The organism is Kosakonia sp. YIM B13588, from assembly GCF_042788165.1.
Classification (GTDB): domain Bacteria; phylum Pseudomonadota; class Gammaproteobacteria; order Enterobacterales; family Enterobacteriaceae; genus Kosakonia; species Kosakonia sacchari.
This window is the reverse complement of sequence record NZ_JBHZPO010000010.1, coordinates 102,819-128,505: the sequence shown is the minus strand read 5'-3', so window position 1 is coordinate 128,505 and position 25,687 is coordinate 102,819. Positions and strand designations below refer to the sequence as shown.

16 protein-coding genes are annotated in these 25,687 nt (G+C 53.8%); 11 read left to right on the top strand and 5 right to left on the bottom strand.

What is annotated here, in order from left to right; all coding sequences use genetic code 11:
• Positions 1 to 206 precede the first annotated feature (206 nt).
• Positions 207 to 560: an MmcQ/YjbR family DNA-binding protein gene (locus ACFX4U_RS17260; RefSeq protein ID WP_313508489.1), complete on the top strand. Its 354-nt coding sequence runs from the start codon at positions 207 to 209 to the stop codon at positions 558 to 560.
• Here the strand turns inward: ACFX4U_RS17260 and uvrA are convergent, their stop codons facing one another.
• The gene (gene uvrA / locus ACFX4U_RS17255) at positions 561 to 3,386 is read right to left on the bottom strand and encodes an excinuclease ABC subunit UvrA (RefSeq protein ID WP_017459455.1); all 2,826 of its coding nucleotides are present in this window, start codon (positions 3,384 to 3,386) and stop codon (positions 561 to 563) included.
• Positions 3,387 to 3,648: 262 nt separating this feature from the next.
• Between uvrA and ssb1 the strand changes: the two genes are divergently transcribed.
• On the top strand, positions 3,649 to 4,173 hold the full coding sequence (ssb1, locus tag ACFX4U_RS17250; RefSeq protein ID WP_017459456.1) for a single-stranded DNA-binding protein SSB1: 525 nt from the start codon (positions 3,649 to 3,651) through the stop codon (positions 4,171 to 4,173).
• Positions 4,174 to 4,284: 111 nt separating this feature from the next.
• Here the strand turns inward: ssb1 and ACFX4U_RS17245 are convergent, their stop codons facing one another.
• Complete coding sequence (locus tag ACFX4U_RS17245; RefSeq protein WP_313507944.1) at positions 4,285 to 4,464, bottom strand: hypothetical protein; 180 nt, start codon at positions 4,462 to 4,464, stop codon at positions 4,285 to 4,287.
• A gap of 393 nt (positions 4,465 to 4,857) precedes the next feature.
• Between ACFX4U_RS17245 and ACFX4U_RS17240 the strand changes: the two genes are divergently transcribed.
• The 8 genes from ACFX4U_RS17240 (at position 4,858) to ACFX4U_RS17205 (ending at position 21,777) form a co-directional block, all read left to right on the top strand.
• A complete protein-coding gene (locus ACFX4U_RS17240) occupies positions 4,858 to 7,077 on the top strand; it encodes a type VI secretion system tip protein TssI/VgrG (protein ID WP_313507943.1) in 2,220 nt (739 codons plus the stop codon).
• A gap of 12 nt (positions 7,078 to 7,089) precedes the next feature.
• Positions 7,090 to 8,643 carry a hypothetical protein gene (locus tag ACFX4U_RS17235; protein WP_313507942.1) on the top strand — a complete coding sequence of 518 codons (1,554 nt, stop codon included), beginning with the start codon at positions 7,090 to 7,092 and terminating at the stop codon, positions 8,641 to 8,643.
• Positions 8,640 to 8,768 (top strand): hypothetical protein, encoded by a 129-nt coding sequence (locus tag ACFX4U_RS17230; RefSeq protein ID WP_313507941.1) that lies wholly within the window; start codon positions 8,640 to 8,642, stop codon positions 8,766 to 8,768. The genes ACFX4U_RS17235 and ACFX4U_RS17230 overlap by 4 nt, the downstream gene beginning before the upstream one ends.
• A gap of 10 nt (positions 8,769 to 8,778) precedes the next feature.
• Positions 8,779 to 12,921: an RHS repeat-associated core domain-containing protein gene (locus ACFX4U_RS17225; RefSeq protein ID WP_313507940.1), complete on the top strand. Its 4,143-nt coding sequence runs from the start codon at positions 8,779 to 8,781 to the stop codon at positions 12,919 to 12,921.
• Positions 12,918 to 13,343 (top strand): immunity 26/phosphotriesterase HocA family protein, encoded by a 426-nt coding sequence (locus ACFX4U_RS17220; protein ID WP_131407051.1) that lies wholly within the window; start codon positions 12,918 to 12,920, stop codon positions 13,341 to 13,343. The genes ACFX4U_RS17225 and ACFX4U_RS17220 overlap by 4 nt, the downstream gene beginning before the upstream one ends.
• A 331-nt stretch (positions 13,344 to 13,674) precedes the next feature.
• Positions 13,675 to 14,055 (top strand): hypothetical protein, encoded by a 381-nt coding sequence (locus ACFX4U_RS17215; RefSeq protein ID WP_313507939.1) that lies wholly within the window; start codon positions 13,675 to 13,677, stop codon positions 14,053 to 14,055.
• Between the two features lie 792 nt (positions 14,056 to 14,847).
• Positions 14,848 to 21,216 (top strand): invasin domain 3-containing protein, encoded by a 6,369-nt coding sequence (locus ACFX4U_RS17210; RefSeq protein ID WP_313507938.1) that lies wholly within the window; start codon positions 14,848 to 14,850, stop codon positions 21,214 to 21,216.
• Between the two features lie 225 nt (positions 21,217 to 21,441).
• Entirely contained in the window at positions 21,442 to 21,777 is a 336-nt protein-coding gene (locus tag ACFX4U_RS17205; protein ID WP_313507937.1) for a cupin domain-containing protein, read from the top strand.
• A 193-nt stretch (positions 21,778 to 21,970) separates the two neighbouring features.
• Here ACFX4U_RS17205 and ACFX4U_RS17200 read toward each other — a convergent pair whose 3' ends face one another.
• The 3 genes from ACFX4U_RS17200 to ACFX4U_RS17190 are packed head-to-tail and all read right to left on the bottom strand — an operon-like array spanning position 21,971 to position 24,526.
• Positions 21,971 to 22,738 carry an inositol monophosphatase gene (locus tag ACFX4U_RS17200; protein WP_313507936.1) on the bottom strand — a complete coding sequence of 256 codons (768 nt, stop codon included), beginning with the start codon at positions 22,736 to 22,738 and terminating at the stop codon, positions 21,971 to 21,973.
• 10 nt (positions 22,739 to 22,748) lie between these two features.
• The gene (locus tag ACFX4U_RS17195) at positions 22,749 to 23,771 is read right to left on the bottom strand and encodes a LacI family DNA-binding transcriptional regulator (protein ID WP_313507935.1); all 1,023 of its coding nucleotides are present in this window, start codon (positions 23,769 to 23,771) and stop codon (positions 22,749 to 22,751) included.
• Positions 23,768 to 24,526 carry a ribonuclease Z gene (locus ACFX4U_RS17190; protein ID WP_313507934.1) on the bottom strand — a complete coding sequence of 253 codons (759 nt, stop codon included), beginning with the start codon at positions 24,524 to 24,526 and terminating at the stop codon, positions 23,768 to 23,770. Before ACFX4U_RS17190 ends, ACFX4U_RS17195 begins: the two co-directional genes overlap by 4 nt.
• Before the next feature lie 152 nt (positions 24,527 to 24,678).
• Between ACFX4U_RS17190 and ACFX4U_RS17185 the strand changes: the two genes are divergently transcribed.
• The gene (locus ACFX4U_RS17185; RefSeq protein ID WP_313507932.1) at positions 24,679 to 25,662 is read left to right on the top strand and encodes an ABC transporter ATP-binding protein; all 984 of its coding nucleotides are present in this window, start codon (positions 24,679 to 24,681) and stop codon (positions 25,660 to 25,662) included.
• Positions 25,663 to 25,687 lie beyond the last annotated feature (25 nt).

Sequence of the window (25,687 nt, the reverse complement as noted above, 5' to 3'; positions counted from 1 at the left end):
AAAATGAAAAAATAACTATTACTTTCTACTTGTAACTATTTGTCACTCAAAATCACAAAAGGTTCCGGCGTTCTCGATTCTGTTTAGGCTGTGTTGATCGTCAGGTTTTGTAACGGCCCACGATTTTTTTATCCATACACTACGCTTAAATGACGTATTTATGCCGATCGCGATACCCCACCACGACATGACAAGGAGAAGCAAAAGTGACAATTTCCGAGTTACTGCAATATTGCATGGCGAAGCCTGGCGCTGAACAGAGCGTGCACAGCGACTGGAAAGCAACACAAATCAAAGTTGCGGATGTGCTGTTTGTGATGGTGAAAGAGGTGGAAGGCCGGCCAGCGGCGTCGCTGAAAACGAGCCCGGAACTGGCAGATTTGCTGCGCCAGCGGCATGAAGATGTGCGCCCCAGCCGCCATTTGAATAAAGCGCACTGGAGCACCGTTTACCTTGATGGTTCGTTACCGGATTCGCAGATTTACTACCTGGTGGATGCGTCGTATCAGCAGGCGATTGAGTTGGTGCCGGAACAGGTCCGGCAGCAACTCTCCGTGTAATTATTTCAGCATCGGTTTGAGGAAACGCGCCGTGTGAGAGGCTTCGCATTCGGCGACCGTTTCCGGCGTGCCGGAGACCAGAATCTCGCCGCCGCCGCTGCCGCCTTCCGGACCGAGGTCGACAATCCAGTCCGCCGTTTTAATCACGTCCAGGTTGTGCTCAATCACCACAATGGTGTTGCCCTGATCCCGTAACTGATGCAGCACGTCCAGCAACTGCTGGATATCAGCAAAGTGCAGGCCGGTGGTCGGTTCGTCGAGGATGTAGAGCGTCTGCCCGGTGCCGCGTTTCGACAGTTCGCGCGCCAGCTTCACGCGCTGGGCTTCACCGCCGGAAAGCGTCGTCGCCGACTGTCCAAGACGAATATAGGTCAGACCAACATCCATCAGCGTTTGCAGCTTACGCGCCAGCGCCGGAACCGCATCGAAGAATTCACGTGCTTCTTCAATAGTCATATCCAGCACTTCATGGATGGTTTTGCCTTTGTATTTGATCTCCAGCGTTTCGCGGTTGTAGCGCTTGCCTTTGCACTGGTCGCACGGCACGTAAATATCCGGCAGAAAGTGCATCTCAACTTTGATTACGCCATCACCCTGGCACGCTTCGCAGCGACCGCCGCGCACGTTAAAGCTGAAGCGCCCCGGCGTGTAACCGCGCGAGCGGGACTCCGGCACACCAGCAAACAGCTCGCGCACCGGCGTAAAGACACCGGTATAGGTTGCCGGGTTGGAGCGCGGCGTACGCCCAATCGGGCTCTGGTCAATATCAATGACTTTGTCGAAATGCTCCAGTCCCTGCACATCGCGATACGGCGCAGGTTCGGCGATGGTCGCACCGTTCAACTGACGCTGGGCGATCGGGAACAGCGTATCGTTGATGAGCGTCGATTTACCGGAGCCGGAAACGCCGGTGATACAGGTGAACAGGCCTACCGGCAGCGTCAGCGTCACATCTTTCAGGTTGTTACCGCGCGCACCGGTCAGCTTCAGCACTTTTTCCGGATCGGCTTTCACGCGCTGTTTCGGTAGCTCAATTTTACGTTTGCCGCTCATGTACTGCCCGGTCAGGGATTCCGGCACCGCCATGATGGCATCCAGCGTCCCTTCGGCTACCACCTGGCCGCCGTGTACGCCCGCGCCAGGGCCAATGTCGATCACATGGTCGGCGGCGCGAATGGCGTCTTCGTCGTGTTCGACGACAATCACCGTGTTACCGAGGTTACGCAGATGAATAAGCGTGCCGAGCAGACGTTCGTTATCGCGCTGGTGCAGGCCAATTGACGGCTCATCCAGCACATACATGACGCCTACCAAACCCGCGCCAATCTGGCTTGCCAGACGAATGCGCTGCGCTTCACCGCCTGAGAGCGTTTCCGCCGAGCGTGAAAGCGTCAGGTAGTTCAGGCCGACGTTGACCAGGAACTTCAGGCGATCGCCAATCTCTTTCAGCACTTTTTCGGCGATTTTTGCCCGCTGGCCGGAAAGTTTCAGGTTGTTGAAGAAGTCCATCGCATGGCCGATGCTCATATCGGAAATGGTCGGCAGCGGGGTGTTTTCAACAAAGACGTGGCGCGCTTCGCGACGCAGACGCGTCCCTTCACAGGAGGCGCACGGGCGATTGCTGATAAACTTCGCCAGCTCTTCACGTACCGCGCTGGATTCCGTCTCTTTGTAACGACGCTCCATGTTATGCAGCACGCCTTCAAACGGGTGACGACGCACGGAAGTGTCGCCACGATCGTTCATGTATTTGAACTCAATCGACTCTTTACCGGAACCAAACAGCACCACTTTCTGCACGTTGGCGCTCAGGCTTTCCCACGGCGCTTCCACGTCGAATTTGTAGTGTTCCGCCAGCGATTTCAGCATCTGGAAATAGTAGAAGTTGCGGCGATCCCAGCCGCGGATGGCGCCGCCGGCCAGCGACAGCTCCGGGTTCTGGATCACGCGATCCGGATCGAAATATTGCTGTACGCCCAGACCGTCGCAGGTCGGGCATGCGCCCGCCGGGTTGTTGAACGAGAACAGACGCGGTTCCAGCTCGCGCATGCTGTAGCCACAAATCGGACAGGCGAAGTTAGCGGAAAACAGCAACTCTTCAGCGGTCGGCTCGTCCATATCGGCCACCACGGCCGTGCCGCCGGAAAGCTCCAGTGCGGTTTCAAACGATTCCGCCAGGCGCTGGGCGAGGTCTTCACGCACTTTAAAACGGTCAATCACCACTTCAATGGTGTGTTTCTTTTGTAGCTCGAGGCTTGGTGGATCGGAGAGATCGCACACTTCGCCGTCGATACGCGCACGGATGTAACCCTGGCTTGCAAGGTTTTCCAGCGTTTTGGTGTGCTCGCCTTTACGCTCTTTGATAACCGGCGCCAGCAGCATCAGGCGCTTGCCTTCTGGCTGCGACAACACGTTATCCACCATCTGGCTCACGGTTTGCGCCGCCAGCGGAACGTCGTGATCCGGGCAACGCGGCTCGCCAACGCGAGCGAACAGCAGACGCAGGTAATCGTGAATTTCCGTGATCGTGCCGACGGTGGAACGCGGGTTGTGGGATGTCGATTTTTGTTCAATAGAAATGGCGGGCGATAAACCTTCAATGTGGTCAACGTCCGGTTTTTCCATCAGCGACAGAAACTGACGCGCATACGCTGAGAGCGATTCAACGTAACGACGCTGCCCTTCGGCATAGAGTGTGTCGAAAGCCAGGGAGGACTTACCAGAACCCGACAGCCCGGTAACGACAATCAGTTTGTCGCGAGGGATGACGAGGTTGATGTTTTTGAGATTATGGGTGCGGGCGCCCCGTACTTCTATCTTATCCAATCCATTCACCTTTTACCCGGAGGAACACTTTTTTGCCTGGTGTGTTTGAAGGACAACCAGCGGTCAGAAACGGCTAATTATGACACAATTTAACCTGAATGAATATACAGTATTCGCATGCATCTTCGCTTCGGGTATGTCAAACTATGGTGCGCGGCGATAATCTGGAATCCTCCTCGCAGCTATCTAAGTGTGGCTTTGTAATGCTACAATCGCGCGTTTACACTACTAAGAATCAAGCAACGTTTTCAGGAGACACAATATGGCCAGCAGAGGCGTAAACAAGGTGATTCTCGTCGGTAATCTGGGCCAGGACCCGGAAGTACGCTATATGCCGAGTGGTGGCGCAGTTGCCAACATTACGCTGGCTACTTCCGAATCCTGGCGTGACAAGCAGACCGGCGAAACCAAAGAGCAGACCGAATGGCACCGCGTTGTGCTGTTTGGCAAGCTGGCGGAAGTGGCCGGCGAGTACCTGCGTAAGGGCTCTCAGGTTTATATCGAAGGCCAGTTGCGCACCCGCAAATGGACCGATCAATCCGGTCAGGAAAAATACACCACTGAAGTAGTGGTTAACGTTGGCGGCACCATGCAGATGCTGGGCGGCCGTCAGGGTGGCGGCGCACCGGCAGGTGGCGGCCAGCAGCAGGGCGGTTGGGGTCAGCCTCAGCAGCCGCAGGGTGGCAATCAGTTTAGCGGTGGCGCGCAGTCTCGCCCACAGCAGCAGTCCGCACCGGCACCGTCTAACGAACCGCCGATGGATTTTGACGACGACATTCCGTTCTGATTTGCGTTACGCCGCAAATTTAAAAACCCCGCCAGGCGGGGTTTTTTTATTCCACGGCTGCGGGTTACATTGACACATCCGCGCCGAAGCATTCGTGCAATATGCGTTGATTCATTCCGTCGGCCTTGAGCGCAACCTCGGTTTTATCCATTGTGCTTTCAGTTGCGGGTTGCCTTTGGGAACAACACGGTGAATATCCAGGCCTTCAATATGGGCTCCTGGCGTAAATAGCATTTCTTTTCCACCAAAGATTAATTCACCGAATTGAGGGAATTCCGGCAAATTAGTCATCGTGGGCCTCATAGTATGCATCGGCGATAAAAAGGCAGGTAAACTGATATCTATTTTAAATTTACAATACGTCAGTTTCGTTTAGGGGATATCGTAAGAAATAAAAGAATATATGATGCGTTATTATTAATTGTTAGCTGAATCGAATAACCTGAAACCCACTCTTTTATTATGGTGATGTTCACTCAATTGATTTTAAATAAGTTATTATTTTAATAATAAAATAAGATGATTCTGAGATGTATTTAATTGTCGTTTTTATGAACTGCAGATAATATTAACAGTAATCATTGGTCTTTAGTAAATAATACGCGCGCGTATAAGTTTCTTTTGAATGATTTCCCGCAAATCGTTTTCTCCCGAAATATCCGCCGCCGCTACCAAGGAATACGTATGGTTAACCGGATAACCGTCCTGTCATCCGTTGGCAGTGATTCACTCCTGTTCTGGAAATTGAAAGGGGAAGAACACCTTTCCACCCCTTTTCGTTTTCAGGTTGACCTGCTGAGCAAAGACTTCACCCTTGATCGGCAAAAACTGCTCGGGCAGGAGATGACAGTGGTGATCCCGTGCCAGATGCCGGGCAGCGAACGCTATCTTTCCGGGAAAGTGACCGCCGTTTCGGTGCGTACCGAAGAACTGGACGGCACGCATTATGCGGCGTATCAGGCAACACTTGAACCTGATTTCTGGCCGATGATGCGCGATCGCAACTTCCGCATTTTCCAGCAGCAGCGCGTGCCGGATATCGCTAAGACGCTGTTTTCCGAATACAACGTCAGGGTTGAAGACAAACTGACGCGCAGTTATCGCCAGTGGGATTACTGCGTGCAGTATGGTGAAAGCAGCTTCCACTTCATCAGCCGTTTGCTGGAGCTTGAAGGCATCAGCTACCTGTTTCGCCACAGCAAAGAGGGCCACACGCTGGTGCTGATGGACGACTACTCGCAGGCCGAAGCTTTTCCCGGTTACGACACTATCCCCTGGCACGCACAAGCCGGTGGCGGCGCGGTCAACGAAGAGGGCATCAGCCAGTTACTGGCGCGCCATGTCGTTACGCCGGGTCTGTACAGCACCGATGACTACGATTTCCGTAAGCCGCATGCCTGGATGCTGCAAACCCTGCAAAATCCCGTTTCGCCAAGCCCGGGGAAAATTGATGTCTATGACTGGCCAGGCCGCTTTGTTGAGCATGGCGATGGTGAATCATACGCACGTATTCGCCAGCAGGCATGGCAAGCGGAGCAGCAGCAAATGCAAGGTTCCGGCACCGCGACCGGTATCGCGCCCGGCTATCTTTTTCGGCTTACCAATGCACCCAACTTTGCCGATAACGCCCAGTGGCTGGTGATTGGCGCTCAGTATGCGTTTGAAGAGAATCAGTACGCCTCCGGTGGGCCATTCAGCTCACAGCACAATATCGGCTTTACCGTTATTCCGGCGTCAACGCCTTTTAGCCCGGCATCGGTCACCGACTGGCCGCGCACGTATGGCCCACAAACGGCGCGCGTGGTCGGGCCGCAAGGTGAGTCGATCTGGACGGATAAATATGGCCGCGTGAAGGTGAAGTTCCACTGGGATCGACAAAGCCAGGGCGATGAGAACAGCTCTTGCTGGGTGCGTGTCTCCAGCGCGTGGGCTGGCCAGGGCTATGGCGGTGTGCAGATCCCGCGCGTGGGCGACGAAGTGGTGGTCGATTTTATTAACGGTGAACCGGACAGGCCGATAATCATTGGCCGCGTTTATAACGAAGCCAGCATGCCGCCGTGGGCACTGCCGGCGGCGGCCACGCAGATGGGCTTTATGAGCCGTTCGAAAGATGGCTCGCCGGATAACGCCAACGCCCTGCGCTTTGAAGATAAAGCCGGGGAAGAACAACTTTGGCTGCACGCCGAGCGCAACATGGATACCGAAGTTGAAAACGACGAAACCCATGATGTTGGCAGCAACCGCACCAAAACCGTGGGCAAAGACGAAACCAGCCATATCAAACAGAACCGCACCCGCACGGTGGACGGCAATGAAACCGTCACCATCGGCCAGGATCGCAGCAAAACCATCAACGGTAACGAAACCACCACCGTGCAGCAGAACCGCACGGAAAGCGTGAAAGGCAATGAAACTCTCAGTGTCGATCAAAACCGTGATGAGACCATTACCGGCAACCACACTACCATGGTGAAAAGCAACAACACCGGCACCGTGCAAGGCAACCAGACGCTGACCGTGGTGCAGGACAGAACCCGCACCGTGCAGGGCAACGAAAAAGTGAGCGTGCAGCAAAACCGCACTGTGCAGGTCACCGGCGACCAGACGCTGGAAGTGACCGGAAACCGCAATGTCACCGTCAGCAGCAGTGAAGTGCGCACGGTGGTGCAAAAGCAAGAGGTGAATATTGGTGCCGGACGCACGCTGAGCATTACCGGCGGCGACACCCGTTTTACCCAGGGCAGCGTGGCGGACAGCGCAACGGATACTTTCCAGATCAACGTCGGCGAAAGCGGCATTCTGATTGGCAACGGCAGCGTGGAGATCACGGCGGGCGGCTCGACCATTACCATTAACGCGGCAGGCGTGATGGTCAATGGCAAGAAAATCGAGCTTAACGCCTGATAAGGACACGGAATGAGCGCGGCAAAGAATCCCACAGAAAAAGTGATGAGCGAGCTGGAGCTAAGCTGGCTGGATGCCAGCGAGAACGCGGCACGCACCCGCCTGTTTATCTGGCGCGTGCCGGCGGGCGGCGAATCGCTGCTGGATGCCTTTATCGCCCTGCAACAGCACGCGGAAGGCCGCACATTGCCGGATCTGTTTCTTGGGCTGAATACTCCTTTCGAAACCGGTTATGGCTACAGCGACGCGCTGGGACGCGAGTTTGTTGAACAGTACGAAGCCACCGAAAATGCCGCAGCATGGAATGCGGAACCCTGGCTGCCCTGTTACTCCCCGGCGCAACTGAACAGGTTATTGCAGAGTTTCGCGCAGGCTTTCGCCGAGGATCTCCGTTACCTGGTGCTGGTGCTTAAACCCTCCGGCGTCAGCGATGAAAGCGCGCTGACGCGCTGGTTACAAGGCTGGCTGGAGCAGGGCGCGGAAGCCCCGCGTTTGCTGCTGATTGATACGCTGGAACAACCGATCTGGCAGCCGTTATATGAGGCGCATCCGCGCGAGGTGCAGCTCATTGTTGACGAAGTGGATGGCATGCGGGTGATGCACCAAACCGCGCAGCAGCAGACGGACAGCGATGCCGACCGGCTGCTGTTTCGCCGCTACCTTGCTGACGCGATGCTGCTGCTGGAAAAAGGCAGTGGCGCACAAGTCGCCGCGCGCGGCGAACTGGCGCTGGGCATTGCGCAGCGGCGCGGCTGGGCGGATCAACAAGCGATGATGCACAACCTGATAGCCGGTGGCTGGCTAAAAGGCGGCGACCATGCGCAGGCCGTCACTCACTACCGGCAGGCGCAAAACCTCTCTGGTGATATCCCTGATCCCGCGCTGAAAGGGCAGTTACGCACGCAAAGCACCTTCGGTGAAGCGGGCGCGTGGTTCGCGAAGAAAGACCATCTGCAAGCGGCGAAAGGGTATCGCCAGGCGGCGCTGGAAGCGCAGGCCATTCCCCATCCGGTATTTGAGATGGAAGGCTGGCGCATGTCCGGTTTTTGCCTGTGGCTCGCCGGGCACCGACCGACAGCGATGGAGGAGTACGCGCGTGCCGTGCAGGCGGCGGAAAGCGTGCCGCTGCCCGAACGCAGCCAGACCACGCTGCCGCTGGTGTTTCAGGATTTACTCCGTATGCACGATAAGCGTCGCACCGAGGCACTCGAAGCCTGCGCCGCCCGCTGGCAACGTGAAAAACAGCGGCTGATCCAGCAGGCGGAAGCGGGTCTGCCCGCTGAACCGACTGTTGCGCAGGTTAAGCAGGCTGAAAGCCGCTTGCAGTTACAACTTGAGGCCATGTTTACCGTGATCCGCGAGGAGCGGGAAAATCTGATTCGTCGCGGTGATGACAGTTTTCGCCGTGTTATCCGGCTGGCGCGGGAAAAATTGCACCCGCACTGGAATGGCCTGCCGGAGATCGCTCACCCCTTTGATGCGCCCCCTGGCGAGTGGCAAAACCTGCCCGCCTGGGGCAACCATGACGCATCGTTATCTGACACTGCAGGAAGCAACCCGCTATGAAAAATCGCATCATTATTATTGTTGTCGTCACGCTGCTCACACTGCTGTTTTTAAGTCTTTCTGATAGCGAGCTGGCGACAGAGGTTCGAACGTTCTTGCGCGCGTTACTGCGCGCCATGTTCTGAGGCCAGACTTATGCACTCCGGCGCGCACTTCGATCCGCAGCTCGGGCTGGATATTCATACCTACCCGTGGCCGTTGCCAACGCCGCATATCGGCATTGTTTTTGACGTCTTCGATTACCTGCCGCTGATTGGCACCACGGTGCATGTCAACAGCATCAAGCGCGCAAGTGCAGGAACGGGCGGCATCGCGGTGCATATTCCGGTCGGTGGCGTGTGGGTGCCGCCGCTGCGCGCGCCGGGCGGTCCACAGATTGAAGACGAGCTGTTTATGGGCAGCAAAACCGTCTCGGTGGATGGCGAGCCGTTCTCGCGCATTGGCATGCCGGTGTTGAGCTGCAACATTATTGGCCTCGTGCCGCCGTTTCGCCTCAAGCGCGCCACCAAGCCAAAACCGCTCTCTCTCACGCTCCCCCTAACCTTTAACCTCGCCATTCCCAATAACGTGGTGGTTGGCGGCCCGCCGACCATCAACCTGATGGCGCTGCTGATGCGCGCCGGGTTAAGCGGGCTGGGCAAGGGCTTCAAAAAACTGAAGAAAACGCCAAAGTGGCGGCTGTTTATGCGCCGCTTTCGCAAGCTGCGCCAGAAGCTGTTTCGTAATATGGACTCCGGCTTTCTCAAGTGCCGGGTGCTGCGCGCTGAACCGGTAGACATTCGCGACGGCAGCGTCAGCCTGGAACAACAGGATTTCCTGTTAGCGGGCCGTCTGCCGCTGGCGTGGTCGCGGAGCTATTCTTCGGCGGATATTGAGGTCGAAGGACTGTGCGGCTTTGGCTGGTCAACCCCGGCAGATATTCGCCTCGATGTGCTGGCGGAAGAGGGCGTCGCGATGCTGGCGCAGCCGGAAGGGATGACGCTGTTTGCCGCGCTACCGCAGAACGACGGGCGCGAACATGCCATTAACGGTTTGCCTGAGGGCAGCCGTCTGTGGCGAGAAATCCGTGATGGCGAGGTGTTGTGGGTAGTGGATCAGGAAAGTGGCCCGCTCTTTCACTTTAGCGGTAAGCAAGGCGCGCTGCCGGTTCGCGATATTGTCGATCGTAGCGGCAACGGTTGGCGATTTGAGCGGGAAGAGGGCGAGTTACGGAAAATTCGCGAGTTCACCCATGCCGGGATGACCGGGCGCGACATCCTCGTCACGCAGGAGCGAAACCGTCTGCATACTCTGCGTCTGCATAATGCGCTGGACGGCGAGGTCACGCCGCTTACCCGCTACGAATATGACACCCACGGCCAGTTGAGTGCGGAGATCGATGCGCTATCGCATCCGCGTCGTTTTGCGTATCAACAGCGCCGTATGGTCAGCCATGTTGATCGCAACGGACAAGGGTTTCACTACCAGTACAACGAGGCCTGGCAGGTTATCCACGCCTGGGGCGACGGCGGGGTTTGGGATTACCACTTTGCGTATCACGCGCTGCTCAACGAAGTGGAAGTCACCGACTCGCAGGGAGCTGTTTCGCGTATCTCCTTTGACGAAAATGGCCTGCCCGTCTCGGAAATCGATCCGTTGGGCGGTAACACCGTGTTCCGCTATGACGATTTTGGCCGCACGGTTGAAGTGACAGAACCGGATGGCGCGACCCATCGCTGGGAGTATGACGAACAAGGGCGCATGACCGCCGAACAGATGCCCGATGGTTGCGTGATTCAGGCGGTTTATGACGATGAAGGGCAATTACTGGCGCTTACTGATGAGAAAGGCGCGGTCTGGCGCTCGGAATACAGCGAGGCCGGTAATCTTACCCGCGAAATCGATCCCACCGGTGTCGCCACGAGTTATGAGTACGACGCGTTTGGGCAGCTTTGCGCGGCGCATGTGCCCGGTGTTTCGCCCACGCGCTACCAGTATGATCGTTATGGCTTTCCGCAGCGGATTGAACAGGCTGGCGCGGGTGCGCTCCAGCTTCGCCACTCGGTACGTGGAACGCTGCTGGAACGTATTGACGAAAGCGGGGGGGTAACCCGTTTTCACTGGGACAGAAAAGACCGGCTGGTGGCGACCACCGATCCGGCTGGCGGGGAAATACGTGTTGTCTACGATCGAGAAGATGACCCGGTAAGTTACACCGATGAGCAGGGGCGAACTACGCAGCTTCGCTATAACGGCAGCGGCATGCTGACGGCCTGCGAAACCCCGGACGGCGCGACGCTGAGCTTCCTCTATGATGCGGAAGATCGTCTGGTGACGGTGGTCAATCAAAATGGCCAACGCTGGCAACTGACGCGCGATGCGCTCGGACGGGTGACGGAAGAGCATGATTATTGGGGGCAGGTGACGCGTTACGGCTGGGATAAGGCCAGCCGGTTGATAAGTCGCGAGGATCCGCTGGGTCGCGAAGTGCGCTACGGCTATGACAAAAGGGGACGGCTGACGGAGCGGCGCAGCGGCGACACATTACAGGTTAAATACCACTACGATCCCTGCGGACGGATGGTGCTGTGTGAAAACCCGTGGCGGCGGTTGAGCTGGCGCTATGACGATGCCGGACGTGTCTTGCTTGAAGATCAGGATGGTTTTCAACTGCGCTACGGTTACAACGAACGCGGTGTGTTGATCAAACGCGAAAGCGACAGTGGTCACCAGGTGCGTTATCACCTCGATGAGCATGAACGGCTCAGCCAGATACAGCTTAACGACGATGCACCCATTCTGTTCACCTACGACGAGGCCGGGCGATGTGTGAGCGAACAGCTCTCCGCCGATGTCCTGCGTACCTTTAGTTTCGACAGACTGGGGCGACTCAGTAACCAGCAGGTGCTGCAACAGGATTTACCGCTGTTCGCCTGCGGGTTCGCTTACGATCGCGCCGGGAATCTGACGTTACGGGAAGATAGCCTGTGGGGCAGCGATCGCTACAGTTACGATCCGGTGGGACGGTTGACGGCGCACACGGCACCCGATGGTGCGCTACGTCAATTTGTGCAGGATGCCGCCGGTAATCAGTTGCAGACGCAAACGCGTGAGGTGAATGACAGCGCGGGTGGTTGGTTTCGCGAAGGCATTCACCACGGCGTGCGCTATGTGTTTGACCGCGCCGGTGAGCTACGCCAGCGCCGGGATAGTCAGGGCGAAGGCGAAAAAGAGGATTTTGTCTGGGATGACAACCGCCAGCTGATCGCCGTGCGTAAAGGCGACAGCCTGGTGCGTTATGGCTATGACGGCCTGGGCCGACGGGTATTCAAGCAGACGGCGAGCGAAACACGCTGGTTCTACTGGCAGGATGATGTGCTGGCGGGTGAAACGGTCACCAGGCTGCAGGAACCGCTGGCCGCGCTGAGTATTTTCGATACCGGCGGCAGGTTAAAACGGCAAAAAGCGCAGGCCAAACTCTTTAATGAGATGCGGGAATATGTCTACTACCCGGACAGCTTCTGGCCGCTGGCGTTACTGACGCAAGAAGAGGGAGAAAAGCAGAGCTGGCATTATCACTGCGATCCCAACGGTGCGCCGGTCAGATTGACCTCGCCACAAGGGGAGATTGTCTGGTCGGAGAAAAGCGGCATCTGGGGCGAGAAAGGAGAGGTTTACGCCAGCTGCATTGACAACCCGCTGCGTTTTCAGGGGCAGTATTACGACGCGGAAACCGGGCTGCACTACAACCGCTACCGCTATTACGACCCGAATATTGCGGCTTATATCAGCCAGGATCCCGTGGGTATGGTGGCGGGGGTTAGCGTGTATCAATATGCGCCAAATCCGCTGGCATGGAGCGATCCGCTCGGCTTGCAGCGCTGCCTGGGACTGCCGTCTACGCGCGCGCCAGGTGGCTCGAAGAAGAAATACAACCGCGCCAAAGGGCAAGGGTTATATATTCTGCACGAGAATGGCAAAATCCGTTACGTTGGGCGCGGTGATGCGCCAACCCGTTTAAACGCCCATGCAAAAACGCCGGGTAAATCGCATCTGGAACAGCTGATCATTTTTGACAACAACTTAACCAAAGCTGAAGCTAAATATCTGGAAGAAAAACTTATTGGTATGCATGGTGGCGCTAAATCGATGAATCCATTAACGAATTTACTGAATGATATCCGGTCTTACCGCCCCGGAAATAAAAACGCACCCACCTATAAAATCGCTGGCGATAGCTCAGCATGGGGTAAAGAAATCTTACAAGACGCGCTGTCTGTCATAAGGGGTAGCATATGAGTCAAAAATACCAGGAAGGTGATATCTTTCTGATCCCAACTGCCGATGGTCGGTTTGCCGTGTGTCAGATCGTCTGTGCTTTGAAAGGACGTTTTAAAAAGGCTTTCGCATTTGGTGTGCTGAGCATTCAGGCCGATAAAAGCATTCCGCAACACGATGAGTTTTTGAAGTTTAAAAACTCAAGGGGCATGACCAATGTGATCTTTGCGGCGGTTGATAGCCTCAAAAGTGGTGAGTGGGAAATCATCGGTAATATCCCGCTGACGGACTGGAAAAACGAGCTGAAAATATTCCACAGTGCCGGGCATTTGTACAATGGCGATGAGTACGTCAGAGTGCTTGATAAGAGCGAATACAAGCAATTCAATGTGATGGGTGTTGCCGGTAACGAGCTGGTACAGCAATATCTGGCACAACATTGATCCCTAAAGAAGTGAGGACTTTGCGCTTCACTTCTTTTTAATACACTTATCTCACCAGGCGTGTCTTAAATATTAACCTCTGTGTCTCGTTGCTAAATATAATGTATGAAAGATATTGTCTATGACGAAAATAGTCATGTGCTGGACGTTCCTTTTACTTTACTGGCTAAAGGGATTTTATACGCTGAAAGCAAAAAGTTTGATCAAATAAAATTGATCAATCCCGTAAAAGCCAGATTTCTCGCCATTGATCAATAACGACACAATTGTCTCGTTTTATATTACTGATGATGTGAAATAAAAAAGCATCGCTCTTTCACCACTTTATAGTATGGCGAAGTTAAAAAAACTCACTATGCCCTATTTAAAAGGCCGTAATGATTTTAATGAATTTAATAAGCTGAAAGCGTTGCGGATCAGCAGAACGAAAGTAACCAGCCAGGCGGGAATTATCGCCGCTCTGGCGCTGTCGTCGCTATGTCTGGTTTATCACCCTAAATTAAAAGCTATTTCTGAAGTCCATAAGCTAGATAATCTTTCCGCGCGCTATCTGGAAAAATACAAAGCGTTGCGGGGTTTTGCTGTCCTTGAGAAGAATCGCAGTATCGAAGAATTATTCCTTGCTGATGTAAATTCCATTGAATGTGTTCCGGCTATGGTTGCGCTAAAAACCATAAAATACTGCAACTTAGTCGATGGTGACATGGAGTAATTTTTGAATTCTAAGACGTTGCAACGGGTGAGTTTCTACCCGATGAAAAAGAGCTGCTCGCACAGCAAAGATGAGAGCAATCAGCGCCTCGCTAGATAACCTCTTTTATTGAGTAGGATATATTCTTGCTCAATATCACTTTACGTGAAAATATATTTACGCACTAAATGATCATGAAGAATCCTGGATGTTTTTTATTTTTCATGAATTATCCTATTTGTGTTTTTAATGTTTTCATGAATAATCCTAGGTATTTATATGCCTTTGAAATTCACATCCGGTTTATGGCGGTTTTTTTATTTAAAAAAGACAGAATAAAACTCTGAAGGGCCATCATTTTTTTATCCTTTCGCATTTTTATCCTCTTGAAATGCTCTCGTTTATCACTTTTTTTCCGCGTTTTGACTCGTGTGTATCGTCGCTGGAGTGATGCGCAAGGATATCCTACGCTGTATTTCATCTTCCTCTGGCGGCGTATTTTCTATCCGCTTTATTACGAGGCTATTTAACGGTAATTCATTGTAAGCGCATTCGAAGCGCCTGAATGCATATCCCGGTAAGCTGAAAACAGCATGTCTTTATCTGGGCTTATATCCGCCAGCATTAATTAATGATGGCGTGGCTTCTCGCAACGTAAATTTTCATCTGTATCTAACCAGCCTTCCCTATTTAAAAAGTTGAGGGATACCTTATGTACGATTCTTATTACGATATCTCTACGATCTTAAAAAAAATCAACACCACCCGTTCCAGCACGGTGAATGAAAATGCCCTGCTTCAGGCACAACGGATGTGATATATGCGCTGAGTAAAAAAATCCTGGTATATATCAATCAAAGCGGGAACAGTTTCTCTGCGCCTTTTGAAGTTCTCCTGCCGGATGGCGTCCGTTATGACAATACCTGTGATCTACAGGTTGCGGACATTCAGGGGTTGGGCATTGCCAGTCTGATGCTGACCGTGCCGCACCCAGAACCCCGCCACTATGTCTGCCATTTATCGGGTATCAAACCGTGGTTGTTGAACCAAATGCGCAACAATATGGGGCAACGACACGACTTTACCTACCGCAGTTCGGCGCAGTTCTGGCTGGATGAAAAGCAAGATGCCGCAACGGCAGGTGCTCCGGTTCCGGCCAGCTATTTGCCCTTCGCGCTTCATTTATTATCGCGCACGGATATCACTGACGAAATCACCGGTAATCGTCTGGTTAGTACTGCCCGTTACCGTTATGGTGCCTGGGATGGACAAGAACGCGAGTTTCGTGGCTTTGGATTTGTCGAACTCCAGGATACAGATATTCAGGAAAGTGCGGGAACAACCACAGAAATTAGCCAGCCATCGGTTTCGCGTCGCTGGTTTTCCACTGGATTACCTGTAGTGGATGATCAACTGGCGGCGAACTGGTGGGCCGGTGATAGCGCGGCGTTTGCACGTTTCTCTCCCCGCTTCACCTCGGGTAGTGGGGATAAGGAAAAGGCTTATATTCCGGACGATAGTGAGGTCTTCTGGCTACGTCGTGGCACCAAAGGCATATTGCTGCGCAGTGAACTGTACGGTCAAGACAGTAGCGACCAGCAAACCGTGCCGTATCAAGTTAGCGAAACCCGACCTCAAGTTCGTCTGGTGGCGGCCGCGGCTGAGAATAGCTATCCGATTATCTGGTCTGTTATCGCAGAAACGCGTACCTATGTGTATGAACGAGTGAGCAATGATCCGCTATGTAGCCAGCAGATCCTGCTATCAAGCGATCAGTATGGTCAACCGTTGTATGCAGCGACTGTGAATTACCCTCGTCGCAAGCAACCAGACACCAGCCCGTATCCGGATACGCTGCCAGATACGCTGTTTGCTTCCAGCTACGATGATCAACAACAGCAACTGGTTGTGACATGCCAGATTAATACCTGGTACGGTATAGAAGATATGGCTTCAGGCATCTGGATGCAGGGGCTTGCTGACATGGTTCGGCGCTATGTCTACCTCTATTCCTCTTCGCCGGACGCAGGGCTCACCCTGGAAAAATTTAGCCTTTCCGGGGAACCACTCGGAACCCCTGCCAGTCAGGCGTTCGCAGGTATGCAGGAGCTGTGGTATCTGGACAGCAGTGATAATGCCACCGCAAGTGCTCCGGCATTTCCTCCGCGTGTAGGGTTGACTCAAACAGCGGTGTTGGACGCCGATACGGTTGCAGAGCTGAAAGAAGATCTGACCGACGATACCCTGCAACAAGCGGGATATTACTGGTATTCAAATTATGGTCCTTGCTGGGTTGCGAAGCGGGATATCACCGTGTTTGGTGCAGCGGAACATTTTTGGCTACCGCAGATGGTGCGAGATTCGGAATTAACGGGATCGATAATTCTGATTCGCGACGTGTACGACTGCGTGGTAACGAAAGTCATCGATGCCGCAGGACTAACCACCCAGGCGGAATATGACTGGCGGTTCTTAACGCCAGTCAAAATTATCGATGTAAACAACAATATTCAGCAGGTAACGCTTGATGCTTTGGGGCGAGTGACCAGCCAACGTTTCAGCGGTACCGAGAACGGGAAAGCTGTTGGGTATAGTAATACAGCATTCAACCAGCCTGCTGATGCAGAAGAGGCTCTGGCGCTGACGGCGCCGTTACCCGTGGCCCAGTGCCAGGTTTATGTTACCGACAGTTGGCAAAATGGTGCGGGAATACCACCGCATGTGGTGACGCTGACTACCGATCGCTATGACGACAGTGATGAGCAGCAGATCCGTCAGTCGGTGCTTTTTTGTGATGGTTTTGGGCGGCAGCTACAAACTGCGGTGCGTTTCGAAGCGGGGGAGGCCTGGCAACGTGCGGATGATGGCACACTTATTACCGATGAAGTGCAGACGACAACGCGTTGGGCAGTAAGCGGGCGTACGGAATATGACAATAAAGGGCAGGCGATTCGCGCGTATCAACCCTATTTTCTGAATAGCTGGCAGTGGGTGGTGGATGACAGTGCGCGTGAAGATTTGTATGCCGACACCCATTTTTACGATCCTATCGGGCGTGATATTCAGGTCTTAACGGCAAAAGGATATTTGCGCAGGTCACTGTATACCCCGTGGTTTGTGGTCAGTGAAGACGAAAACGATTTGTCGACGGTCAGGCTTGTCTGGTCGATTGCGCTAGCTGCTGTCACTAACAGTGCAGCAGCTGATGGTTCCTCATCTGACAGTGTCAACGCCACTGTTTATGATCAGTATGGTGTCCCGATGGGCGATCAACTCGTGACATTTAGCGCTGATAGCGATGTGACGCTTGAACAAGCTGGCGGAAACACCGACGCCGATGGCAGCATTACGGCTGTTTTAAAGAGTGTGGTAGCAGGACCGCATACATTGACCGTATCTTGCAGCGGGCGAAGCAGTACGGTGACGGTAATTTTCACGGCCGATGCTGCGCATTTGAGCCCAACATTATCAACATTGGCAGCAGTGCCAAAAAATATCCAGGCGATTGGCACGGATGCTACAACCGTTACCTTCATCCTGAAGGATATCCACGGTAACTTGGCTGCCGGTCAGAGTGTGTCCATTCTTAGCAGCGTAGCAGGCGTCACCCTGTCGGAGGTGGTTGATCACGGTGACGGTTCTTACACCAGTCAGCTCACCAGCAATGTTGTCGGCACAACCATCCTGACGGTGAGCGTGAATGGCAATGTTATGGATGGCATCACCTTTGAGGTGTATATGACGCCGCAAAGACAGGCGATGCCAGATAACACGATTTTCAATCCTAACGATTATCCTTTCTTCCAGCCTTCAGACGGTTTCCCAAATACAGGTATTCTTGGTGCGCAATTCCAGGTGCTGTTTGACGGTTCCGCATCGAATAACAGTCTCTATCAATGGGGATCCGATCAGCCCTGGATGAGTGTCGACAGTAACGGCAATGTGGAGTTTACCGGTACACCTGATACCACGAATAATACCGCCACGATTTGGGCAATCCCCATCGATACAGGAACGCCGATGTATGCCTACACCTTCACCATGAAAAAATGGTTTGTCACCGCAGGATCGCAAAAGACGAACTATGACGGTGCCGTTATCTGGTGCCGGGAGCGTAGGTTATCGATGCCGGCAACTACGGATATTGATTTTCCTAACGTGTCGGAAAGGGCACGTCATGCGGGGCCGTACCTGTGGTCGGAATGGGGCGATCTGTCCCGCAATCCTCGAACCGGTATTACCTCTTATTATTTCTGCTGGGTCACAGATTTAGATAGCCGCGGAATGCACCAGAATGTGGCTCTCGATTCGGGTGCAAACTCTCTGGATCTCAGCGATGGTGCACCGTATGAAACGCACCATGTGGTGGGTAAACTTCTGTTGGAAGAGGAACGGGCCCCTGCGTTAATGACGTTTACTCTTGAAAGAGATAATGCGGTGGCAGATGGTCTGAAGACCAACTACACCAAAGCCTTCATTTATGATCAGTTCGGTAGTCTGATGCGGGATCAGATTATGGAATACAGCAGCGACGATAGTGTGATATTCGAGTCTGCATCTGATGTGACGAATCTCGTTGGCGAAAGCATTATGAGTTTTAGCAGCACGGTTGCGGGCGTACATACGATTACTGTCACTGTGGGCAAAATTAGCCGCTCGTTGACAGCCAACTTTGTTGTCGATATTGAGCATTTAAGCCCGACGTTATCGACATTGACGGCTACGCCGAGAAGTATTCAGGCGATTGGTACCGATGCTGCCACAATCACCTTCATTCTGAAGGATTCCTACGGCAATCTGGCTGCCGGCCAGAGTGTGTCCATTTTTAGCAGCGTAGCAGACGTTACCCTGACGGAGGTGGTTGATAACGGTGACGGTTCTTACACCTGTCAACTCACCAGTAATGTTATCAGCGTAACCACCCTGACGGTGAGCGCGAATGGCAATGTCATGGATGGCATTGCCTTTGTGGTAAATATGACGCCGCTCAGACATGCAATGCCAAATACCACGATTTTCAACCCTAACGATTATCCGTTCTTCCGGCCTGCCAACGGTTTCCCAAATACGGGCATTCTTGGTGCGCAATTCCAGGTGCTGTTTGAAGGCTCCGAATCGAATAACAGTCTTTATCAGTGGGGATCCGATCAGCCCTGGATGAGTGTCGACAGTAACGGTAATGTGGAGTTTATCGGTACGCCTGATACCACGAATAATACCGCCACGATTTGGGCAATCCCCATCGATGCGGGAACGCCGATGTACACCCATACTTTCACGTTGAAAAAATGGTTTATCACCGCCGGGATGCTGAAAACCGACTGGGAGAGCGCCGTTGGCTGGTGTGAAGAAAATGGATTACAGATGCCCGCGGTGTCCGATATCTCATATCCTGATTCTGCGGCTAGACGCCGCAAATCTGGGTTGTATCTGTGGTCGGAATGGGGCGATCTGTCCCGCAATCCTGGAACCGGCGTTACGCCGGGTTATTTCTGCTGGGTCACCGATTTCGATAATCGTATGTTGCACCGAAATGTGGGGCTGGACTCGGGAGGATACTACTATAACGATACTCTCAATGCGCCGTATGACACGTTTTACGTTGTAGGTTTCCGCTACCTGGCGCAACCTCGGGTCGTTTCATCAATAGAGGTTATCCTGGAAAGGGATAATGGGCTCTCCGATGGCAAGGCTTTCAACTATGCCAAAGTCTTCGTTCATGATCAGTTTGGTGACACGATGCTGGAAACATATGTGGAATACAGCAGTGACGACAGTGTGATATTAGATTCCGCCTATGATGTGACGAATCTCATGGGGGAAAGCATTGTTGCGTTTAGTAGCCAGGTTGCGGGTAAGCATACGGTTACGGTATCTGCGGGCGGGGTCACCGGCTCTACGACGACCACCTTTGCGGTAGATCTTGCTCATCTCAGCCCGACATTATCAACATTGACCGTGGTGCCACCAACCATTCTGGCAAATGGAATCGACACGGCGATGGTCACCTTCACACTGAAAGATATTCGCGGCAACCTGGTGTCGGGTCAGTCCGTAGCCTTTACCAACAGTCTCTTCGGTGCCGGCATTACCATTGGTAAGATTGTGGACAATGGTAACGGAACTTACTTTGCACTCCTGAGTAGCCATATTTCCGGCAACAATAAAATTAGCGTAACGGTGAATGGTTCTGCTTTTGCAGTTACGCCAGCGTCCATCACGCTCGTTAATGCATCGAATTTAGGCGAGCTCAGCCCGACATTATCCACCTTCAGTGCGTCGCCAGACACCATTACGGCAAATGGTACGGACATCTCAACCATTACCCTGACGCTGAAAGATGGGGATGAGGTGTTCAGACCCGGGCAGTACGTGGATTTCATCTGTAATGCGCCGGGCGTTACGCTCAGTAGCGTAGTGGATAACAATGATGGGACTTACTCCGCGACGATGAGCAGCATTGACGCCGGAAACGCTGAGGTAACGCTCATCGTGAACGGTGTTGATTTTGCGATGACGCCTGTCACGGTGAAAATCAGCGCGTCGGTTTATCCCAGTGCGCCAAGTCCTACGTTGTCAAACCTGACCGCAGACCCCTTTGGTATTTCTGCAAATGGTACAGATATCTCGATTATTACATTGATACTGAAAGATGAGGATGGAGAGTTGATGACCGGACAGTATGTGACATTTAGCAGTAGCCTGTCAGGTGTTTCGCTCAATGAAATTGCGGTAGATAATCATGACGGGACGTACGACTCGAGGATGACCAGCACCGTTGCTGGAGAAGCTATGATTTCGGCAATGGTAAATGGTTCTACTTTTGATACAAGACCTTACCCAGTGAGAATCGATCCGGTGCCTATCCCTCCAGGCCCACCTGACCCAACACTCTCAACGCTGACTGCGTCTCCGGACACCGTTCTGGCAAATGGCACGGACGAATCGGGTATTACGCTTACATTGAAGGATAAAGACGGAAGGCCGATCCCGGGGGTGCAGGTCGCGTTCGCCATTGGAATAGTTAGATCTACTATTATCCCTGCGGATAAAGGTGACGGAACGTACGTCTATGGGGTGACAAGCGATGTCGCCGGAAGCACAGAGGTTAGTGTAGATTTTGTTAGCATCAATGACATTTATATCGAACCTGTCACCGTGGTATTTAAGGAAGTGCAATAACAGGGCGCATCAACACTGACGGTGTCGCCTGGCGTTATCATTGAAACCGGCGCGCGCATATTGAGGGAACAATATGCGCGTGCTGCGCATTGGGAAGCGCGTGATAACCTGATGGCGTTTGAACAATACTGCATGTCTACCGGACAACACCGTGGCGGGATTTAAAAATGGACGGGCGCAGCCTGCCATGCTGGTGATGATTACCGACCAAATGGAGCGCAAGCGATGCTGACCAACCTGTTGCGTGATTTCCCCGCAAGCGCGGGCGAGGCAGAGACGTTTGAAGATCTGCTCTCGCGCCCGGATGTGAAAATTGAGCGCATTATCTCTACCGGGCAAGCCAGCCCGCCGGATTTCTGGTACTGCCAGGCGCAAAGCGAATGGGTGCTGATCGTGCAGGGCGCGGCTGGTTTACAACTGGAAGGTGAACGGGAGGAACGTGTGTTGAACGTCGGCGATTTCGTCAATATTCCCGCGCAATGTCGCCATCGGGTGAACTGGACGCAGGCCGAACCGCCGACCATCTGGCTGGCGATTCACTACGCATACCCGGAAACATAACGTCGCGCGGAAACCGTTTTATTGCTCGCTGAAAAGTCGTCCACTGAATGTGGTTCTCAACAGGCTTTAGCGTTGCATTGCATGGATTGGCAGCTCGCTGGGCAGACACGCTTTTTGACGATATTGCTGCACCCCTGAAAGCGCCATCAATACCGCCTTCGTCGAAGGCGGATTGTGACGTATCAAACCGGATTTAACCGTTTGGCAGCAAAACGGGTTGCAGACGCTGCCACACTTGTGGCGTTGCCGCCCAGGCGTTGTTGCCCTGCGTCAGTCCGTTGTTGGCAAGAAAATCGTTATGCATGCCGCCCGCTTCTTTAATAATCACCAGCCCCGCCAGCGCATCCCAGCTGTGCAGGTGCGCTTCGAAATAACCATGCACCTGGCCTGCGGCTACGTGCGCCAGCATTAACGCGCCCGCACCAAAACGACGATGTTCCACGCCGTATTCAAACAAGGTTTCGATGGTTTGCGTATATTCGCGCGGCGGCCTGCGGCTGGAGCGGCCAATGCCAAGCACAACCGCGTCGGCGTCCGGCTCGCTCAGGGTTAAGCGTTTGCCGTTTAAAAACGCGCCTTTGCCGCTTTCGGCGAAGAAAAACTCGTCGCGATCCGGGGCGTAAATCACCCCCAGTTTGATGGCATCATCGCGCACGTAAGCGACGGAAATACACCAGTAATCCATGCCGAGAATAAAGTTAGTGGTGCCATCAATCGGGTCGATAACCCATACGCCGTCGCTGCCCGGCTCCAGCCCGCGCTCCTCGCCGAGCAGACCGTCCTGCGGGCGTTCGGCTTTCAGCCAGGCGCGCAGTTCGGTTTCGACATACACATCCGCCTGGGAGACAAAATCCTGGCGGCCTTTTTGTTCGATGGTCAGCCCGTTATCACGAAGCTGTTTCGCCTCCTGACCGAGACGACGAATCAGCGCGCACAGCGCCTGGGTAAACTCTTCTGTCATATCTGGACTCTTAGCCAATCTGTGGCGATGTTTGTCGGTGGATCAGTTTCACCTTAACCCACTCAACGCGGGAAGGCTGTAAAGGATTTTTCGCCCGCTCCAGCAGACGCGTCAGCGCCCGGTTCGCGATCTCTGCCACATCCTGATGCAGCGTGGTTAACTGGTAGCTGAACTGGCCGCTCTGCGGCGTGTTATCAAAACCTATCAGATGAAAATCGGCCGGTGCGGATTTGCCGCGCTGGCGCATGCCGTCAAGAAAACCGCAGGCCAGCTGCGCGTTGGCGCAAAATATGCCCTCCGGCAGATCCGCATCGCTCTCCTGCGCGGCCTGAAAACCACCGTCGTAACCCTCTTCGCGGGCGTCAAACCAACGTACCTGCTGCTGAGTATCGACGCCGAGTTGCTGCAACGCCTGGAAAAAGGCTTCGCCGCGCTGAATACCCGCCCAGGTCGATCCGCAATTGTTGAGCCAGCCAAAACGGCGACAACCGGCGTGATAAAGCTGCTCAGCGGCCTGGCGCGCGCCGGAAACGTTGTCGGAACAGACGAAATCGACCAATGGAATATCCGGGTGGCGGTTGATGCCGACCACCGGAATGCGCTGGCTGACGCACTCGTTAACAATCGCTTCTGGCGGTTGGCCGGAGGTGACAATCACACCCGAGACGCGAAACTGGGTAAAACGGCGCAGTGTAGTGACCAAATCCTGCTCGCCAGTGATCTCCGTGACCAGCGCCTGGTAACCCCGGCGCTGAATTTCATGCAGCAAACCTTCCAGCAGGCTGCTGCGAAACGGGTCGCCAATGCGCGCGACAATCACGCCAATCAAGTGACTGCGCTGGCGGTTCAGCCCCTGGGCGAGGAAATTGACCTGATAGCCAAGCTCCTGCGCGGCGCGCAGCACTTTCTCTTTGGTGGCAGGCGAAATACTGCCGTTGCTGCTGAGCGCACGCGACACCGCGGCGCGGGACACGCCCGCGCGCTTCGCCACGTCTTCGGCGGTTACTGCTTGTTTGCGTAACGTCTGGCTCACACTTTCTCCTCCGCGCGGCGGCTGAGATCGGTGGCGAAACCATCGTGGCTGAGAAACAAACCCGGATAGGGCGTGCACGCCTGCTCAATCGCGGGCAAGGCGGCGTCGTTGCAGTGGTACAAACCCAGGCGTGGTAAGCGCAATTGTTCGAACAGCGCCAGGCAGCCGGGAAAGTCACCGTGCGAGGCGTCATTGAGCAGCGCCGTCGCTGAAGCGCACTCCTGAAACGCCAGTGAGGCGTTGTGCATCAGCGCGATGCTTTCCGGCGTTGGGCGTCCGTCGCCGCTGTAGAAAAGGGTGTGGCCGTCTGCTTCGATTCGCAGGGCGAGATTAGGCAGTTCATGGTGCGTAAACGCGGTGCGCATGCGCCAGCCTTGCCACTGCCATTCGGCTTCGCTGTCGCGCCAGTCAATGTCGAAACAGAGATTGTTTGCCGGCCAGTTAGCGAGGCTTGCCAGTTTTATCAGCACCGGGCGCTGCTCGCGCTGCGACCAGATGATCAGCGGCTTACGGCGCTGAAAACTTTTCCAGTAATTCAGCAATGCGGTAAGCCCGGTGCAGTGATCCGGGTGAACGTGGGTGAAGTAAATGGCGTCGATGTCGTTTACGTCGCCGCCGCGCTGCCACAACGCGCGCGGGATTGTCGGGCCACAATCGATCAGCAACTGGCGGTTTTCGTTATCGATAACGCGGATTGCCGAGGTGTTTTGCTGCAACGAGAAGGCGCTACCGCAGCCCAGAACATCTATTTTCATTTCGCCCCACCAAAATTATTGCGCACTTAATCAAACTGTCACAAATAGACGACAAAGTAGGCTCACATAATGTCGGTGCAAAGTTGCATTTTTTTTACAAATAAATGAACACGTGTTCATCGGTGAAAGAAAAGTTGAAGAAAGGAACGCCCGTGAGTTATTTACAGATTGAAAAACTGAAAATTGGCTATGGCGAAAATATCGTTCTTTACGATATTTATCTCGCTGTGGAAAAGGGCGAAATGATTGCGCTGCTTGGGCCATCTGGCTGCGGAAAAACCACGTTACTCAACGCGTTATGCGGTTTTATTCCGGTGCGTTCTGGTGGTATTTCCGTTAACGGTAGAGATATTACTTACAGCACGCCGGAGCAGCGAAATATTACCATGGTGTTTCAGAGTTACGCCTTATGGCCGCATTTTACCGTCGCGCAAAATATTGGTTATGGCTTAAAAGTCCGGCGCGTTAAAAAAGAGGCGATTGCGCAACGCGTGCAGGAATTATTAAAAATCGTCAACCTTGAAAATTATGCGGATATAAAAGTGACAGCGCTTTCCGGCGGCCAGCGTCAGCGCGTGGCACTGGCGCGCGCATTAGCCATTGAGCCGGATGTGCTGGTGCTTGATGAGCCGCTGTCGAACCTGGATGCCAAAGTGCGCCTCAACGTGCGCCATGAGATCAAAGCGCTACAGAAAAAGCTCGGATTTACCTCGTTAATCGTCACGCACGATCAGCAAGAGGCGCTGGTGATGGCCGACAGAATTGCGGTGCTGAATAACGGGCGCATCGAACAAATGGGGACGCCGGAAGATATTTATCACCGCCCGGCCACGCCGTTTGTCGCGGATTTTATGGGCGCGGATAACTGCATGACGCGGGCTGATGCGGGCGGGGAAACGCTCTATTTCCGCAGTTCGGACGTCAACATGCACCGCCCGTTAACGCAGGTGGAGCAATCAGGCCTGGTGCTGAATGGCGTGGTGGAAGAGAGCGCGTTTCTCGGCCATCAGTATCGCCACAGCGTGCGCTGCGATGGGCAGGTTTTTCTCGCCGATTCCACACAGTTCTGGCCTGCCCGAACGCCTGTAATTTTGCATGTGCCGGAAACGGCGCTGCATGTTTTTGCAACTTCTTAAGCCAACCAACACACACTTTTCCTGG

Excerpts from the sequence above, each read along its gene's own strand:
- ssb1 (WP_017459456.1), top strand. The coding sequence starts at position 3,649 with ATGGCCAGCAGAGGCGTAAACAAGGTGATTCTCGTCGGTAATCTGGGC.
- ACFX4U_RS17245 (WP_313507944.1), bottom strand. The coding sequence starts at position 4,464 with ATGACTAATTTGCCGGAATTCCCTCAATTCGGTGAATTAATCTTTGGT.
- ACFX4U_RS17240 (WP_313507943.1), top strand. The coding sequence starts at position 4,858 with ATGGTTAACCGGATAACCGTCCTGTCATCCGTTGGCAGTGATTCACTC.
- ACFX4U_RS17235 (WP_313507942.1), top strand. The coding sequence starts at position 7,090 with ATGAGCGCGGCAAAGAATCCCACAGAAAAAGTGATGAGCGAGCTGGAG.
- ACFX4U_RS17230 (WP_313507941.1), top strand. The coding sequence starts at position 8,640 with ATGAAAAATCGCATCATTATTATTGTTGTCGTCACGCTGCTCACACTG.
- ACFX4U_RS17225 (WP_313507940.1), top strand. The coding sequence starts at position 8,779 with ATGCACTCCGGCGCGCACTTCGATCCGCAGCTCGGGCTGGATATTCAT.
- ACFX4U_RS17220 (WP_131407051.1), top strand. The coding sequence starts at position 12,918 with ATGAGTCAAAAATACCAGGAAGGTGATATCTTTCTGATCCCAACTGCC.
- ACFX4U_RS17215 (WP_313507939.1), top strand. The coding sequence starts at position 13,675 with ATGGCGAAGTTAAAAAAACTCACTATGCCCTATTTAAAAGGCCGTAAT.
- ACFX4U_RS17205 (WP_313507937.1), top strand. The coding sequence starts at position 21,442 with ATGCTGACCAACCTGTTGCGTGATTTCCCCGCAAGCGCGGGCGAGGCA.
- ACFX4U_RS17200 (WP_313507936.1), bottom strand. The coding sequence starts at position 22,738 with ATGACAGAAGAGTTTACCCAGGCGCTGTGCGCGCTGATTCGTCGTCTC.
- ACFX4U_RS17190 (WP_313507934.1), bottom strand. The coding sequence starts at position 24,526 with ATGAAAATAGATGTTCTGGGCTGCGGTAGCGCCTTCTCGTTGCAGCAA.